We start from the raw sequence: 16,691 nt of genomic DNA, 5'->3' as shown, positions 1-16,691 counted from the left end.
TCAGGTCACCGGAGCCGTCAGGTCAGCAGGAACACGAGCGCCGTCGTGGCCGCGATCGCACCGGCTGCCGCGCAGAGCACCACGATCAGCACCCGGCGACGCGCCCGCGCGCGAGCAGCACGCTCCACACTCTCACGATCGGGCGCCTCGGCCCGCACATCGGCGGCCGGCGTGCGCGGCGGGGCCGGCGCGCGCGCGGCCGTCACGGAGGGAACGGCACGGGGTCGCATCGGCGTGCGCAGGGAATCGGCATCCGGAACGCGAGCATCGCGCGCGCCCGTCGCCTCCTCCGGGGCGGGAGCGGCCTCGCGTGGTCGCGCGCGCGACGGCGGGCGGATGATCGTGTCCTCATCCTCGGCAACCGTGTCGGACGCAGCCGAGGACGTGCGGCGGGAGACGACGGTGTCGTCGACCGGAGTGGAGGCCACGGATTCCGCGCCCCGGAGGGAGGGCGCGGTGTCATCGGGCACATCCGGGTCGAACACCCGCCGGCGGGACGACACCGCGGTGGCATCGTCGGTCTCGGCAGCGGGACGGCGGCGGACCGAGATCTCCGTGGCGTCATCCACCGGATCCTCGGCCGGACGCCGGCGCGCCGAGATCTCCGTCGCCTCATCCACCGGATCCTCCGCCGGACGCCGGCGCGCCGAGATCTCCGTCGCCTCATCCACCGGATCCTCCGCCGGACGCCGGCGCGTCGAGATCTCCGTCGCCTCATCCACCGGATCCTCGGCCGGACGCCGGCGCGTCGAGATCTCCGTTGCCTCATCCACCGGATCCTCGGCCGGACGCCGGCGGGTCGAGATCTCCGTCTCGTCGCTCACGAGGTCGTCGGACGCATCCGGTCCGGACCGGTCGGCGCTAGGGGCGGGGCCCCGGTCAGGGACGTCGGCAGCCGTCATCGGCCCGCATCGTCGGGCACGAGCCGGAGCTCGGCATCGCCGAGCAGCAGGCGCGAGGCCGCCCGGTGGGGCGCTCCCGGGGTGATCTCACGTTCGGAGCCGTCGGCCGAGACCAGCACGGTGCCGTTGGTCGAATGCAGATCGGTCACCGACCACTCCTCGCCGTCGCGCTCCAGCCGCAGGTGCGTCTTGGATACGGTGCCGTCGTGGACCTCGACGATCTGCGCGTTCGGGTACGCCGTGCTCGGCGAGGGACGCCGGCCGACGAGGACGATCTCGGCGACGAGAGCGACCGTCGATCCGGTCGGGAGCACGACCGACCAGTGGGACTCGCGCCGGTTCGCGGCGACCGTGGGGTCGACGGCGTCGCCGGGGATCTCGGGACGGACGTGCTGAGCGGACACCGAGGCCCGGGCCGACTGCGGACCGCCGGCGGACGGCGCTCCCATGACCGCCGACACCTCGCCCGAGGCCTCGGGGAAGACATCCGTCTCCGGGAACGGCGAGCGCGCCGGGGACCAGGGCTCGCGTCGGCTCGTCGAGCGTGAGGCGGGCACGCGGGTCACGGCGGGCATCCCCGCACCTTCGGCCACGTCATCGTCGTGCGCGACGGCGGAGATCGGCGACGGCGCACCCGCGACGGCCGCCGTGACCTCGCTGGTCAATTCGCCGACGGCGCCGAGGTCGAAGCCGCCCCAGCCCTGGTTGGCGCGCGCACCGGATGCCGGAGCCGGCGACGCCGGCTCGGCGAGCACGTCGTCGCTCGACGGGAGCGGAGGCACGGGGGGCACAGCGGGCGCGGAGGAGGGCAGTAGCGGAACGAACGAGATCGGCTCATCGGGAGACTCGACCGACGAGGAGTCCGGCGCCGGGGTCGGCAGCAGCGGCGGCACGTGGTCGTCCGCGGGCACTGCGCTCGAGGGTGCCCATCCGTCGACCGTCACAGGAGGAGGTGCAGGGGCAGGGGCGGGCAGCGGCGGCGGGCCGGCCGCAGCCGGCGAGAACGCAGACACGCCGTCACCGGCGTCTGTCGTCGAGCGGCGGACTCCTGCCACCTGCTCCGCACCCAGCCAGCGCGCCGAGCCGAATCCGAGCACCGTGGCCCACACCGGGAAGAGCAGCGCCGCCAGCACGGTCATCCCGGCCCCCAGGCCGAACGAGACATTAACGCGGTAGCAGGCGATGACCATGACCACCCACAGCGCCAGCGCGCCCGCCACCGGCACGAGGGCGAGGAGCACGAACCACCCGGAGAACCCGCCGAGCTGGAGCAGCACCACGACGTTGAGCACCGGGACCCAGGCCTTCCAGCCCTCTTCTCCCGACTTGCGGAACACGGCCGAGAGTGCGAGCGCCGTCCAGACGTAGAGCGCAGCGAACGCGGCCACACTCAGGAGGATCGGAGCGACCGCTGCCGACGGATCGACGGTCATGGCGGCATCGACGGCATTCATGGCATCGGACGCGCGGGCTGCGGGGCCCGGCGCCTCCCCCTTTCGGCGAAGCGAGGTCCGGAGCCCGGGGCGGGCGCCAGATGTCGGACGAACGATCTCAACGATACGGCGGCGACGAGTCTGCGCCAGAATCCTCGCTCACGTGCGAGGAAGCGACGCTGCTCCTCCACCGCTCGCCAGTACTCCTCGGCATCGACGATCGTCTCGTCTCCGCTTGAGAATACGGCGCGATCGGCGGTGACGGCGAGATTGCGCCCAGCCTGCGTGCCGAACTCGTCGGCGAGCTCGCTGCGGGTGTGGGTGCGCGGTGCCTCCCGACCTGCGTCGACTGCGGCGTCGACGTACTCCTCCCAGCCACCCGAGATCTGCGCGACCGGCGATCCGGCGCGGCGCCGGGCGCGGCGGCGGGACGCCTTCGCCCCGATCACGATGAGGAACGGTCCGAGCGCGAGACCGAGGATCAGCAGCACGATCCCGGTGGTGCGCAGCACGGGCCACAGCCACGCGAGGTCCAGCCCCGCGTCGTCGGCCGCAGGATCATTGGATCCCGAGTCCTCCTGCACGGGATCCGGCGGGACCACCTCCTCGACCCTGTCCGGGCGGACCTCGGTGACGACCTCGGGGTCGCGCTGCTCGGTGACATCGAGGCTCGGCGCGTCCGCGTACTGCGGCGTGACATCGATCGGGACCCAGTCGCCTCCTGCGGTGTGGATCTCGGTCCATGCCGTCAGATCCTGCGCGCGGCACACGCCCTCGTCGCACACCGCGAGCCCCGGACCCGCGTCGGCGAGCCGGGCGCCCAGCACGACGCGCGCCGGGAACCCGAGCTCCCGCGCCATGAGTGCCACGGCGACCGCGAACTGCTCGTCGTCTCCGACCGCGGCGACGTAGTTGCCGGATGCCTCGGCCCGCGGATCGGTCTCGCGCTCCAGCAGTCGCGAGAACATCGCATCGATGCGGGCGAGGGAGTGGCCGGAGGCGCTCGGCTGGAACTGGTAGTCCGTCAGCGACTCGGTCCATGCCGGCGCCTCGTCGCCGAGGGCGAGTCCGTGACTCAGGTAGCCGCGCTCACGCAGCAGCGAGACGAGGCCCGCGAGCGCCGCGCCGCCCGTGCCCGAGACGTGCTCGTCCATCCACGCGCGCAGGCTCTCCGGGGCCGCGACCGCGCCGTCCACGCCGCCCGGCGGGACGGCGGCGGCCAGATCGGGCGAGACGGGCTCGACGCCGCGGAGCGTGTAGGCGTCACCGGCCTGCAGACCGCCGCCGGCGGTCTCCACCCCCGCGGCGGCGGCCGCGTTGTAGTAGAACCTGTTGGCGAGGCTCGCCGCGCGCGCACCGGAGAACTCGACCGATGAGAGCCGACCGGCTGTCGGCATCCAGATCCCGTCGAGGCCGTCGATGGTGACGCGAGCCTTGACGGGTGTTCCTTCACCCGCGTCGAGACTCGACGGCACGCGCACGAACCGGCCCGCCTCGACAGACCCCTCCCCACCGGAGCGGAAGACCTCGCCGTCGTATGCGTCGAGCGTCGCGAGTCGCACGCGGGCGGGAAGGTCCGCGGCCGAGTCCACCGTGAAGAGGACGTCGTCCGCGCGCTCGCCTTCGAACAGCGCGCGGTACTCGGCCAGCGGGCTCACTGCCGCGGAGCGGTCGATCTCGGGGCCGATCGCGCTGCGGAGCACCTCGCGCTCGGCGCCGCGCGCCGCGAACGGAACCACGCCGACCGCGACGACGAGGGCGGCCGCGACCATCGCTGCGCCCAGGGCGGTGCGCCGACGATCCGCGCGGGAGGGTCGCCGCGAGACGCGCACGCCGCTGGAGACGGCGGCGCGCTGGAGTGCGTGGACGCGCGCGTCATGTGTGCGCCACGCGAGCCACAGCAGGCACGCGAGCAGCGTCGCCGCACCCAGCGCCGTCTCGAGGGGGGCGTACAGGGTGAGCGGACCGATCACGAGCGGGGCGCTCGTGACGGTGCGCCCGAAGAAGAGACCGAACGACGTCATCGCGAGGGCGACCGGGACGGCGGCATAGGCCCAGCGGTCGGAGCGCCACGACAGCAGCAGGAGGACGCACGTCCCGACGAGGAACACCACCAGCGCCGGGACGAGCAGGTTGCGGTAGGCGGCCACGGGGAGCTCGACGGTGATGAGGTCCTTCCAGGCCAGGACGACACCCGCGGTCACCTCGCCGACACCCCGCACGAGCTCGGCCGGCCCGCCGAGCCGCGACGGCACCGCAAGCGGTACGCCGAGCACGAGGAACGCCGCCCCGAGCGCGCCCGCCACGATCCAGCCGCTCCAGCGGAAGCGATAGGCCGCGCTCGCGATCGCGGCCGCCACGAGCGCGCTCACGCCGACGAGAAGTCCCAGGTGCCACGAGCGGTAGATCGGCCACGCCGCGACGGCGGCGATCACGACCACCGCCGCCGTGAACGCGGCGCCGACGGCCACGTTCGGCACCAGGCGGGCGGCGCGCTCGACCGGGGGCGCGGCATCCGTGGACGCCGTCATGCCGTCGCCCCTCTCAGGAGGAGCCCCGAGAGGTCGTCGAGCGTGCCGACGGTGAGCACAGTCATGCCCGACAGCGGCTGCATTCGCGGGTGCGCGCGCTCGTCGCACAGCACCGCGACCACGGCGGTGTCGGCGGGGAATGCCAGTGCCGCCTGCTGCAGCCGCGTGAGCGTCACGCGCGATCCGACCACGACGAACGCGATCGACAGCCGGTCGCCGGACTCGGCCGTGAGACGGCACACCTCCGAGACCGGCATGGTGTTCTCGAGCAGCTCGACGCCGCTGAATCCGTCGAGCATCGGGCGGGGCGCGTCCGCCGGGATGCGGCGGATCGAGCGCAGCCGGCCGCGTACGACGCGGGGGATCTCCGACCCCACCACGATCTCGACGTCGCGCGCGTCGCGGACCGCGCGCAGCCCGAGCGACGCGGCGCAGCCGACGGCCAGTTCGAACTCGTCGGCGTCGGCGTACTCCTGCTCGGCGGCCGCGAGCACGACGGCCATGCGGGAACGCCGCGACTCCTCGTACTGCCGGACCATGAGCCGACCCGTCTTCGCCGTCGACTTCCAGTGGATCTGACGGCGCGAGTCGCCGGGCGCGTACTCGCGGATCGCGTGGAACGACATGTCGGAATCGACCAGTCGCCGCGTAGGGCTGCCCTCCAGGTCGCGGATGAAGCCCGCGCTCGTGGAGGGCAGGGACGTCGTGCGGGGGTGCACGAAGACCTCGTGCACGTCGTCGAACGCGTGCTCGCGGCGCAGCAGACCGATCGGGTCGCTGCGCACGGTCGTCGCCGGACCGACGGTGATGATGCCGCGCCGCAGCCCGGGGATGTCCAGGGGCTGCGACACGGCGTGCCCCGGGCGCAGCAGCGGCACGCCGAACTCCACGAGCCCCGACCCCACCGGGATGTCCAGGCGCCCGGGCAGTGCGATCCGGTGACCGTCGTTGCGCACCACGATCTCGCCCTCGACGCCGTCGCCGGCCACGACCCGCTCATGAACGAGCGAGAGGCTCACGTCGTACGACCGGGCGCCGAAGAGGAAGGGGACGGATGCCGCAGCCAGCACGAGCGCGGCGGCGCCGGCCACCATCCACTCGACCCAGCCGAAGACGATGCCCACACCGAGTCCGATGGTCGCTGCCAGGACGACGAGCACGCCGGCCGGCCGCACCGTGCGCGCCGACCACGTGGCAGCCGCGGACGCCCCCTTCGTGATCGCGGTCCACACGCCGGTCCACCACACGACCGCGCGCACCAGCGAGCGCCCACGGCCGGACGACGCCACCGCAGTCTCGGTGACATGCGTGCGGCCGTCGGCGCCGGTCGAGGCGGACGTGCGGGTGAGGCGGGACTCGGTCAGGCTCATACGGCCTCGCGGCGGCTGGGCGGAGCGATGTCGAGGAGCACCTGGCCGATGACCGCCTCCTGGGTGACCCCGTCGAACTCCGCTTCGGGGTGCAGGATGAGGCGGTGCGACAGAACGGGGACGGCGAGCGCCTTCACGTCGTCGGGCGTGACGTAGGTGCGGCCCTGTGACACCGCGCGCGTGCGCGCGGCGTGCGTGAGGGCGAGGGCGCCGCGGATGCTGACGCCCAGCCGCACCTCGTCCGCGGACCGGGTGCTGTCCACGAGGCGCGCGACGTAGTCGAGAACGAGCGCGTCGACGTACACCAGTCGAGCGAGATCGGCCATGCCGACGAGCGACTGCGGGGTGAGGACCGGTGCCAGCTCGGCGGTCGCGACCGCGGCGCCGTCGAGGATGCGCACAGTCGCCGCATGGTCGGGGTAGCCCAGCGAGGCGCGCATCATGAAGCGGTCGAGCTGGGCCTCGGGCAGGCGGTAAGTGCCGGCCTGCTCGACGGGATTCTGCGTGGCGAGCACGAGGAACGGCACACCGACCTGCCGTGAGACGCCGTCGATGGTGACGCGCCCCTCCTCCATGACCTCCAGCAGGGCCGACTGCGTCTTCGGGCTGGCGCGGTTGATCTCGTCGGCGAGCACGATGTTCGCGAAGATCGGGCCCGCGTGGAACTCGAACACGCCCTCTTTCTGGTCGTACACGCTGATGCCGGTGATGTCACCGGGAAGCAGATCGGGGGTGAACTGGATTCGCGTGTTCGTCCCCTGGACGGACTGGGCGACCGCGCGGGCGAGCGAGGTCTTGCCGGTGCCGGGCACGTCCTCGAGCAGCACGTGTCCGTCGCTGAGCATCGCCGTGAGCACGAGTTCGACGACGTGGCGCTTGCCCAGCACCGCGCGCTCGACGTTGTCGGCGATCTGGCTGAACGTCTGCGCGAACCAGGTCGCCTGCTCCTGCGTGATCGTCATGATGTCCTCTGCTGTTGGGCCGTGACGGCTCACGGATCGGGAGTTACCGGGGAGTTGGGATCGCACGCGGCGGAGAAGGTGGAGGATGCCGCAGCCAGCCCCCAGCCTCGCGAGTCCCAGTTCACGGACACGGCGATGCCGTCGACGCGCACGGCGCCGACCGGAACGGTCCAGGTGCCGGGCGTGCGCGTGAGCACAGCGTCGTCCTCGTCGTAGAACACCAGGCCGGCATTGTCGAAGGAGAAGACCGCGGCACCGTCGGTGGAGCTTCCCCCGACCGGCAGGTCCGCGCCGCCGACGCAGCTCGCGACGCCCCAGGTGGCCTGCACCGGATAGGGCGCGCTGCCGGCTCGGGGGGCGACCGGGGCCCACGGCGTGGCCGTGCCCCACAGCTCGTGCACGTAGCGCACCTCGATGTTGGGATCCTGCCCCACGACGGATGTCGGCCAGCCGCGGAACTCCGCGCGGTTCCTGTTGGGGAGGCGTTCGCTCGACTGCGGCGCATCGCGGATCACCCAGTCCGCGCGCTGCCCGTCCACGGCCGGGTCGGGTGCGACCACGAACGTCCATCCGGTCGGCGCAGTGCCCGACTGGACGGCGCGCACCTTCTCGGTCACCGACGACGAGCCGAAGGCCTCATCCTGCCACCAGGACTCCACGCAGAGACGGAAGGTGTACTCGTTCCCGTCCTGCAGGCCCGTGAAGGTCGCCATCGCGCCGCCAGCGATCGGAGTGCAGCTGCTGCCTTCTGGCACGATGCCGTATCGCACCGTCGATCCGTCGCCGTTGCGCAGCGCGGTCGCGCGCGCGGTGACCGTGGCGGTGCCGTCGCCATTGGATACGGAGCTCAGCGACAGGCGCGGGTCGAGGGGGGCTCCGACGCCGTTGCCGGTGACCGTCACTGCCGCGCCGGACTCGCTCCCGCCGAGACCCGGAGGCAGTGCGAAACGCGAGAACGGGGTGACGGTGATCGGCGTCGCCGAGTTCGTGCCCACCTGATACGACGGCACCTCGAGGCGCGTCTGATTGCGGCCGAGGGGGATGCGCACGCGCTCCCCCGTCGCGCTGTTGATCTCGACACTGCCGGTCTCCGCGGGCACCAAGCCCTCGATGGTGAGAGCCACCAGTCCCCCCTCCCCGGCAGTGACGACGGGGCGTACGGTCACCGCGGACGGAGCGGGCGGCGTGTCGTACGCCCAGCCGGATGTGCGCACGCCGGCGCGGGACTCGCCCACACCGTTCACCGCGAACGCCTCGTAGGTGCGCTCCTCGCCGTTGGGCGCCTCGATCGCGGGGCAGATCCCGTCGGCCGAGCACTGTGCCACGGTCTGACCGTTCCAGCGCAGGACGAAGCCCGACAGGGCGGGGTACGCCTGTCGCGCCTCTCCGGGGTCGACGCGCAGCGTCAGGCTCTCATCGGCGTAGGCCGTCTGCGACACGCTGGCGGGCGCCTTCGGATAGCCGAGCAGATCGAGGAGCACACGCCCATCGCGTTCGGCGTTCGTCACGCGCGACTGCGCGTCTCTCACCGAGAAGCTCGCGGTGCAGGTCGCCCCTGGCGCATCCGCCGCCCACGACGCGAGCACCGACGTCGGTGAGGCGACACGGAACTCCACCCCGGCGCAGGCGCCCGTCGGCCGCACGTCGACCACCTCGAGGGGGGTGCGCGGCAGCGGGTTGACCTCGCCGCCGGCGCCGATCACGTGGATCGTGCACGACGAGCCGGTGGCCTGCGAGCACTGCTGCACGGCAGAGCCGCCCTGGGGCAGCGTCGACGGCGCCGCACCGACCCGCAGGATGAGGCGTACGGGCGCCAGCGGGTGGCTGGTGACGGTGACGATCGCCGCCTCCTCGAATCCGGGCACGGCGCGGTCCGCACCGGTGACGGTCACGGTCGACCCGTCGAGGGACACATCGAAGGCGGAGCCCGAGTAGTCGAGCGAGTACACGATGCCGTCCCAGTCCTCCCGAAGCTGCCACGTCGTCATGTCCCGAAGATCGAACCTCGCCGTCTCACCGGGTCCGACCGTCATCGACCCGGGACGCAGGACCGGCTGCGGGTCGAGCGGTATCACGGTGATCGGCACGGAGAGGTAGGTCCAGTCGTCCTGGCCCTCGAGCCGCACCGGCACCCGGCACGAGTCCACCCACGGCGCACCTGCCCCGGCGTCGTACCGCACGGTGGTTCCCGACCCGACGCTGCACTCCGCCTCCCCGCGGGCGCCCGACGCGCGCACGTCGCCGCCCACCTCGATGCGGCTCCCCCGTGGCTTGGCGACGAGATCGGCCATGTCGAACGACACCGACTCGAGCTCGGTCACCTCGGGCGACGAGAAGCCCGTGCGCAGCGCGAGCGCGAGGTCGTCGTCGCCGGGGACGCGCAGGAACGCGTACGTCGTGACCTCACCGGAGGACCCCTCGCCGGTCACCGCGAATGGGATAACCCGGGACTTCGCCGGGAGGGGCCCGCTCAGCTCCCAGCCGTCGGCCGTGACCTCGTCGGCCGCTCCCCAGAGCGAGAGCTCGAGATCGGACACGTCGCCGCCGGACCAGGTCGCCTTCCCATCCAGCACGTCCACGCCGTCGGGGAAATCCTCGCGGGTCTCCGCGGAGAGACTCGTGTCGGCGACGATCGGATAGTCGGGGACGCTCTCACGCACCACCTCGACGACGATGAGACCGCGCCCCGTGTTGCCCGAGCTCGACTCGATGTCGTACAGGAACGACATCGTGGTCGGCTCGGTGCCCGCCGCGATCACGACCGTGGTGTCGTCGCGGTCTTCGATCTGCGCCTCGAGGCGCGTGAACTCGGGGTTGGCGCCGCCGTCCATGAGCGTCTCGGGAAGATCCGGCCAGACGTCGGTGATCTCCAGGGTGCCCAGTGTCGGATCGACGTCGTTCGCGAGGGGGCTCACGCGGATCCTGCTCTCGGCGCCCGCCTGGACCTGCACGTAGTCGGTGAAGGTGATCGGGCTCGGGTTCGCCTCGCTGTCGAGAACGCCGATGCGCACGGTCGCCTCGCCGGTCTTGCCGAAGGCGTCGACGACGCGATAGCCGAACGACACCTGGCCGCTGTCCCCGGGCACGCTCGAGTACACGATCGACGACCCGTCGGCGGAGATCGCGGCCGCACCACGCTCGGGCTGAGACACGATGCGATCGAGCGTCACGACATCCCCGTCGGGGTCCATGCCGAAGCCGTCGAACTCGATGACGGCCGCCTGGCCGCTCAGCGCGCGCCCCTCGAGCGTGTCGGGGACCGGTGCGCGGTTGGTGTCGTCCGGCAGCACCCGGATGCGAACGGTCGCCGTGTCCGCGAGCGCGGGCGCGCCCGTCGTGAACACGGAGTAGTCCACTCCGTACTCCCCCGGCTCGCTCGGAGCCAGGTAGCGCAGCACGTCGCCAGAGGCGAACGCCAGCGCGTCGTCGGTCGACGACGCGACCGTCGCCGGATTCAGGGTCGGACGGCCGCCTGCCGGGGAGATGTCGTTCTCGAGCACCGGGATGTCGATCTGGGCGCCGCTGCGGACGACGACCGAATCGTCGACCGCGATCGGCGCGAGCTCGGGCGCGGGCGGGAGCAGGTACACCGTCGCCTCGCCCTCCACGCTCGCGCCGCGATCCTCGGTGCCGTCGCTCACGATGTAGCGAACCGTGCCGAGGCGTCCCGCCGCGCCGGTGGCTGTGCTGCCGGACACCCGCAGGTTGTTCTGGCCGACGCCGTCCACCGAGAGCGTCGCACCGTCATCTGCCGTGGCGACCACGTCGCTCAGCAGCAGCACCCGGCGGGTGGGATTGGACACCGGAGCGAAGACGTCGAGAGTCGCGTCCTCCTGGGGATGAACGAAGGCCACGACCGGCGACGTCGCGAGATCCGCGGGCGCATCCGCAGGAAGAAGGGTGATTCGGGCCGTGCCGGTCGCGTCCGTCGTGCCGTCGGTCACGGTGAAGTCCACGCGGAACGTCCCGGCGGACTCCGCCGAGAAGTCGAACGATGTCGAGCCGTCGACCACGGTGGCCGTGGCCGCGGCGTCGTCGAGCACGCGCACCGAATCGAGGGCGAGCGTTCCAGCCGTGCCGGTGACGTGGGGGGCGACGTCGATCGTGAGCGAGGCATCCGCTCTGTCGACGACGGCGAACGACTGCACGTGCAGCTGCGGCTCGGGCGACACGCGCACCAGCAGCGACTTCTCCGCGGTCATGCCCGCGGTGTCGGAGACCGTCACGACGAGTTCGATGAGCTCCTCACCACCGGAGCCGTCGTCGTCGTGCTGGTACACCACGTCGCCGGACGGGGTCGACGCCACACTGCCGCCCCCCGTCGTGTCGAGGACGGACAGCAGCACCAGGGGGTCGCCCTCCGGGTCGACCCAGCCGGGGAGCACCGGCACCGTGATCGTGCCGCCGCGCTGGACCTCCGGCTGCGGCCACTCGACGAGGCAGCGCTCGACGCCGCACCACGCCGGGGCGGTATCGACGGACTCCGCGACCGCCGTCAGGGTCACGGTCGTCGGCGTCGACAGCAGGCCCGCCTCGGATGTGCCGTCGGTCACCGCATACGAGAACGTCGCCGAACCGGTCGCGCCCGGCGTCGTCCTGATCGCAAGGCGCTGCCCGTCGTCGGTGATCGAGACCGTGCCGAATCCGGGATCGAGGCCGGTCACCGACTCGGGGTCGATGCTCAGCACGTCCTCGTTCGGGTCGTGGTCGTTCAAGAGCACCGAGAGCGAGGTCAGGCTGCCCGCGCGAACCCCGAAGGCATCGGGCTCGGCGATGGGCGGCTTCGGATCCAGGACGACCGGCAGCTCCTCTTCGCTGGGGACGGCGTTCGGGTCGATGCGATCGTCGAGCGACCAGTCCTGACTCGAGGGGATGAGGTCGCCGTCGGGCACGCTCCACGCCCACCCCGACCGCGTCTCGTTGAGGATGACCGATTCGCCCCCTGTGACGAACGTGGGGCGTCGCTGGTCGGGCAGCGTCTGGGCGCCGTAGTCGAGCACGACGGGCTCGGCATCCGATCTCCACAGCACGCCGCCCGAATCGCCCTGCGCGAGCCAGGCCGCGAACACCGTGCCGTCGTGCACGATCGGCCGCGCCGGCGTGCCGAAGACCGTCCCGGTGCCCCCGGTCTCGATGTCGAAGCCCGAGCCGTCCGCCGGCACGCGGATGAGCGCCGTCTCGTCGGCGAGGTACACGTCGGTGCCGTCGGCATCGGGCTCTCCCACCACCACGGCGCCCGTCGTCGGCGCCTGCGCGGGGTCCTCGCCTCCGCGCAGCCACACGTCGCCGTCCTCGGCGTCCACCACGGCCCACACATCGCCGGCGGAGGTGACTTCGGGTGCGACCAGTCCTTCCGCGACCAGCGGGTCGCGCCCCTTCACCTCGCCCGAGCCGATGTCGAACCGCACCACCGATCCGTCTTGACGCGAGTACGCGAAGAGGATGCCGCGCTCATCGACCGCGATCGCATCGGCGGTGTACTGCGGGGCGTCCTCGTCGTCGGACGGGAAGGGGTCGAGCTGCGTCGGCTCCCCCGTCGACAGGAGTCCGGCGAACACGGCACCCACCTCGGTGCGGTACGCGACGAAGTCACCTGCGGTCGCGACGTCGGTCGTGCCCGCAGGCGTGGATGCGGAGGCGCGGAGGGTCTCTTCATCGAGATCGGCGGGCAGCGCCTCGTCGATCCGCGTGACCTTCGAGTAACTGTCGCTGAAGACGTAGGCGGCGTCGCCGGTCTGCACGACCTGGTCGGGGTTGCTGATGGCGCGCACGGTGTCGAGCTCTCCGACCGCGGTGTTGACCCGCGCGTAGCGCCGGCCCTCGCCCGTCTGCAGAGCCCACACCGCCGTATCGACCTCCGGCGTCTCCTGCGCATCGAGCCCCGGCCAGATCACGCTCACCCCGACGACCACCGCGATCGCAGCGGCGGACGCGACGAGACCGGAGACCGTGCGACGCCGCATCACAGCATCCCCGTCGCGAAGAGGGTCGCGAACACGGCGCCGACCGCCACCAGGGCACCCGCGGCCGCGCCGATGATCCAGGGCACAGCACTCCTGCGCCCCGGCGTCGGAGCCGAGAAGTCGGTGTCCTCGTCGCGCGCGAGCTCGGAGACGCCGGTCGAGGCGCGGCGCTTGCGCGTGAGGTCGCGCTCGAGCTGCGAGCGCGTCGGACCCCTCAGCGCCGAATCGCTGAAGTCCACCGGAGCGGATGCCGGTGACCACTCCTCGTCGGGGATCTCCAGCGGCGTCGGGGACAGTCCCAGCTCGGCCTGCACGGCGCGCAGCGCGTCGGCGAACGCCCGGGCGGACTCGTAGCGACGCCCGGGATCGCGGTTCATCGCGGTCGCGAGCACCGCCTGCAGAGACGCAGGCACGTCGGTCCGCGTGATCTCGGTGTAGCTCGCGCGAGCGATGCGCCGCCGGAGCATGTCCTTCGTGTTCTGGCCGCGCTCGCGGCGCTCGAACGGGCTGTGACCGGCGAGCAGGGAATAGACCGTCGCACCGAGGCTCCACACCTCGCTCGCGATCGATCCGGCGGTCTGCTCCGCGACGACCTCGGGGGCGCTCCACGGGATCGACATCGCCAGGACCTCGTCGGCGCTCTTCTGGATGAGGGAGGACGAGATGCCGAAGTCGGCGAGGACTGGGGTTCCGAAGGTCGTGATCAGGATGTTGCTCGGCTTGACGTCGCGGTGCACGAGGCCGGCCCGGTGCGCGGACTCCAGCGCACCGGCCATGCGCACGCCGATCGCGAGGACTTCATCGACCGGAATGCGCTCGATGCGGTAGCGCTGCGCGAGCGAACCGGGGCAGAACTCCATCACGATGTACGGGCGGCCATCGGCCGAGATGCCGGCCTGATACACCGTGACGATCGACGGATGCGCCGACAGATGGGCGAGCACGTCGGCCTCGGCGTTGAACATGCGCCGCAGCTCGGGATCGCGCACGTCGCTCGGCATGACTTTCACCGCGACATTTCGGCGCGGCATGTCCTGTTCGTAGAGGAACACATCGGCGAATCCGCCTGATCCGAGGGGCCGGATGTAGGCCAGGCCCGGGAGGATGGGCGGCGCGGACGGAAGCCTGGTCGCCACGACACCTCCCCCGAGTCCGTTCCGCCGGGACTCCGGCGTGCCGACAGCACAGCAAACCCGGCCATGCTAACAAAACCACACATCATGAGCCTGGGCGTGGACCCCGAGGTGACGCAGGAACAGCCTTTGTTTTCCTCAGCCGCCCGTGGACGGATCGTGCGGGTCGAATGGCGCGTCGAGGGAGCGGGTGAGCTCCTCGAGCATCGCTTCGATCTGCGGTTCGACGAACTCGGTGATGGCGGCCTGGATGCGCAGTCGATGGTGCAGCAGGATCGTGCACACCTCGCGGCCGACCATGTTCGCGTAGTCGTCGGCGAGTCCCACCTCCTGCCGGAGCGCCGCCTTGGCCTCATCGCTCAGCGGCGGAAGGGCGGGGATGTCGGCGTCGAACTCGTCGGCGAGCCCCGAGATCGTGAACAGGAACGGCGAGCCCGGGACCGGGTCGGGATCGAGCGGGAGGCCCTCGTACTCCGGCTCGAGATTCTCGGCCGGTCGATACGTGCGCGTGCGGTTGCGTGCGGCCTGCTGGTCGAGCTCGGCCTGCAGCATCGGCAGGTTCATCGAGGTGTATTCCGCGACGGCGCGGTCCACGATCGTCTTCATCCGCGTCGAGAGCCCGTGCTGCACTCCGTGCGGGACGTCGGCCCCGAGACCGGCGGCCGAGAGCACCGGGGAGCCCAAGCAGCGCCGGCACGGCGCCACGCGACCTCGGTGAGTCGCGGGCTCCCACCGGGGCAGCCACGCGAGCCAGGCGTCCACCGCCTGGCTGACCTGCGTCTCGAGCGAGCGCTCCACAGCGTCAACGGTAGTACCGCGAGCGGCCGATCGACGGGATTCCGCAGATCACACCCGGAGAACGGTGGATGCCGCGGCATCCGATCACTCGTCGAACTCGTCCTCCCACGGCCACCGTGGCCGGCCCGCGCGGGTGCGCACGAGGGCGATCCCACCCCACGCGCAGACGAAGGCGGCGCAGGCGACGACGAGGCCGAACCACGTCGTCGCGATGCGGCCGGCGACGGCAGTGGCCACCGCGACGCCCGCTCCGGTGATGACCGCCCCGGCCCACAGGCCCCCGACATATGCGAGGAAAGTCGCAGCGGCGATCCACGCGGACGCCCAATACGACGCCGGCGTTCGTCTCAGCGCTGTCGCCAGAGCTCCCGCGAATCCGAGCGTGGCCAGCGCCGTCGCCATGATGCCGGGGAACTGTCCGAGCCCCGGAGTGGCGATGACATCCTCGCCGATGGCCAAGCTCGTCATGCCCAGCCCGAAGATCAGCAGCGCGACGAACGCCGCCGTCGCGAACACGAGCGCGGTGACCGGGCGGACGGGTCCGCCCTCGGGATCCGCTGCCCCGGACATCTACTGACGGACGAGCTGCGGCCCCGCCTCGAGCGTGCGCTCGTACTCGCGCTGCGCCTCGACGTTGAGCTCGGTCACCCGCTTGCCGCGGGCGGCAGCCCACGCGCCGAACCAGACCGTGAGCTCGCGGCCGATGATGAAGGCGGCGATCGCCCCGGGGGCGAGCACGTGATCGGCCATCAGCTCCGCGCCCTGCGAGGCGGTGATGTTCCAGAACTGTTCCTGGAAGAGCACGCCGAGCAGATACCCGCCCCAAGAGGCGAACCCGACGAGGAGACCGAAGATCACCCACGAGCCCCAGCGTCCGCGGTTGATGATGGCACCGAGAAGCCAGAACGCGATGAAGAAGACGATGACGGGCACCCACAGCACCCACGAGGCGAGGGTGGCGAGCGCGACCTCGGCGACGTTGGCGCCGGTGAGCTCACCCGAGAGCGCCGCCAGACCCAGCCACACGGCGATGTACAGCACCGCGAACGAGAGTGCGGCCACGAGGCCGATCGCGCCGGCGGCGGCGCGGTTTCCCCGTGGCCTGGGCGCTTCCGGCGCCTGCACGAAGATCGGCTGGGGCGCGACGGCCGCCGCGGCGACCACGGCGGGCTCCGAGACGGGCTCGCTCGGGGTCACGGCAGGAGCGACCGCCACGGTCTCGGCGGCCGGCTCGTAGGCGGCGACCGCAGGCGTGTCGTAGACAGCGGTGTCGGATGCCGCAGCCGGCGCCGCCTGGTCGCTCAGCGACGCGGCCTCAGGCGAGTCCCACGGGTCGGGCTCGGCCGCAGCCGGAGTCTCGGCGGGAGTGTCGGCGACCGGAGCATCGGTAGCCGGAGCATCCGCGCTGTCGTTGCGCACGGCCTCGGCCTCGGCGAGTCCCTCGTGTGCATGACCGACGACGTCATCGACCGGCTTCGGGTCGTCGACCGGCTCGCCATAGGACGACTTGGGGTCACTCATCGCAGGCACTCCTCACGCGAGGGTTACGACCTCGCAGTGCGAGGGTAGCCCGCGTCCCCCCGTGCAGCGCGCAGGCGT

General features: G+C 72.0%; 10 protein-coding genes. All 10 read right to left on the bottom strand.

The features are described 5' to 3' along the window. Positions 1-17: 17 nt before the first annotated feature. The 10 genes from ASD93_RS00735 to ASD93_RS00690 all read right to left on the bottom strand — a co-directional run bounded on the left by ASD93_RS00735 (position 18) and on the right by ASD93_RS00690 (position 16,613). Complete coding sequence (locus ASD93_RS00735; protein WP_056117650.1) at positions 18-902, bottom strand: hypothetical protein; 885 nt, start codon at positions 900-902, stop codon at positions 18-20. Next, positions 899-2,335 (bottom strand): DUF5684 domain-containing protein, encoded by a 1,437-nt coding sequence (locus ASD93_RS00730; protein WP_162253377.1) that lies wholly within the window; start codon positions 2,333-2,335, stop codon positions 899-901. The genes ASD93_RS00735 and ASD93_RS00730 overlap by 4 nt, the downstream gene beginning before the upstream one ends. Positions 2,336-2,352: 17 nt before the next feature. Next, positions 2,353-4,866: a transglutaminase-like domain-containing protein gene (locus tag ASD93_RS00725; protein WP_082569089.1), complete on the bottom strand. Its 2,514-nt coding sequence runs from the start codon at positions 4,864-4,866 to the stop codon at positions 2,353-2,355. Beyond that, complete coding sequence (locus ASD93_RS00720; RefSeq protein WP_056117647.1) at positions 4,863-6,236, bottom strand: DUF58 domain-containing protein; 1,374 nt, start codon at positions 6,234-6,236, stop codon at positions 4,863-4,865. The genes ASD93_RS00725 and ASD93_RS00720 overlap by 4 nt, the downstream gene beginning before the upstream one ends. Continuing rightward, a complete protein-coding gene (locus ASD93_RS00715; RefSeq protein WP_056117644.1) occupies positions 6,233-7,198 on the bottom strand; it encodes an AAA family ATPase in 966 nt (321 codons plus the stop codon). The genes ASD93_RS00720 and ASD93_RS00715 overlap by 4 nt, the downstream gene beginning before the upstream one ends. Before the next feature lie 29 nt (positions 7,199-7,227). Beyond that, entirely contained in the window at positions 7,228-13,161 is a 5,934-nt protein-coding gene (locus tag ASD93_RS00710; RefSeq protein WP_056117643.1) for an Ig-like domain-containing protein, read from the bottom strand. Beyond that, positions 13,161-14,297 (bottom strand): serine/threonine-protein kinase, encoded by a 1,137-nt coding sequence (locus ASD93_RS00705; RefSeq protein WP_056117641.1) that lies wholly within the window; start codon positions 14,295-14,297, stop codon positions 13,161-13,163. The genes ASD93_RS00710 and ASD93_RS00705 overlap by 1 nt, the downstream gene beginning before the upstream one ends. Positions 14,298-14,432: 135 nt before the next feature. Then, positions 14,433-15,092, bottom strand: coding sequence for a hypothetical protein (locus ASD93_RS00700; protein WP_056117638.1), 660 nt, complete (start codon positions 15,090-15,092; stop codon positions 14,433-14,435). Between the two features lie 84 nt (positions 15,093-15,176). Then, complete coding sequence (locus ASD93_RS00695) at positions 15,177-15,662, bottom strand: hypothetical protein (RefSeq protein WP_056117636.1); 486 nt, start codon at positions 15,660-15,662, stop codon at positions 15,177-15,179. Beyond that, positions 15,663-16,613 carry an ABC transporter permease gene (locus tag ASD93_RS00690; protein WP_056117634.1) on the bottom strand — a complete coding sequence of 317 codons (951 nt, stop codon included), beginning with the start codon at positions 16,611-16,613 and terminating at the stop codon, positions 15,663-15,665. Positions 16,614-16,691: the final 78 nt, after the last annotated feature.

Origin of the sequence: Microbacterium sp. Root180, assembly GCF_001428485.1 — a bacterium.
GTDB lineage: Bacteria > Actinomycetota > Actinomycetes > Actinomycetales > Microbacteriaceae > Microbacterium.
The sequence above is the reverse complement of the archived record's forward strand: the minus strand, read 5'-3'. Positions and strand labels throughout refer to the sequence as shown.

Excerpts from the sequence above, each read along its gene's own strand:
- ASD93_RS00735 (WP_056117650.1), bottom strand. The coding sequence starts at position 902 with ATGACGGCTGCCGACGTCCCTGACCGGGGCCCCGCCCCTAGCGCCGAC.
- ASD93_RS00730 (WP_162253377.1), bottom strand. The coding sequence starts at position 2,335 with ATGACCGTCGATCCGTCGGCAGCGGTCGCTCCGATCCTCCTGAGTGTG.
- ASD93_RS00725 (WP_082569089.1), bottom strand. The coding sequence starts at position 4,866 with ATGACGGCGTCCACGGATGCCGCGCCCCCGGTCGAGCGCGCCGCCCGC.
- ASD93_RS00720 (WP_056117647.1), bottom strand. The coding sequence starts at position 6,236 with ATGAGCCTGACCGAGTCCCGCCTCACCCGCACGTCCGCCTCGACCGGC.
- ASD93_RS00715 (WP_056117644.1), bottom strand. The coding sequence starts at position 7,198 with ATGACGATCACGCAGGAGCAGGCGACCTGGTTCGCGCAGACGTTCAGC.
- ASD93_RS00710 (WP_056117643.1), bottom strand. The coding sequence starts at position 13,161 with ATGCGGCGTCGCACGGTCTCCGGTCTCGTCGCGTCCGCCGCTGCGATC.
- ASD93_RS00695 (WP_056117636.1), bottom strand. The coding sequence starts at position 15,662 with ATGTCCGGGGCAGCGGATCCCGAGGGCGGACCCGTCCGCCCGGTCACC.
- ASD93_RS00690 (WP_056117634.1), bottom strand. The coding sequence starts at position 16,613 with ATGAGTGACCCCAAGTCGTCCTATGGCGAGCCGGTCGACGACCCGAAG.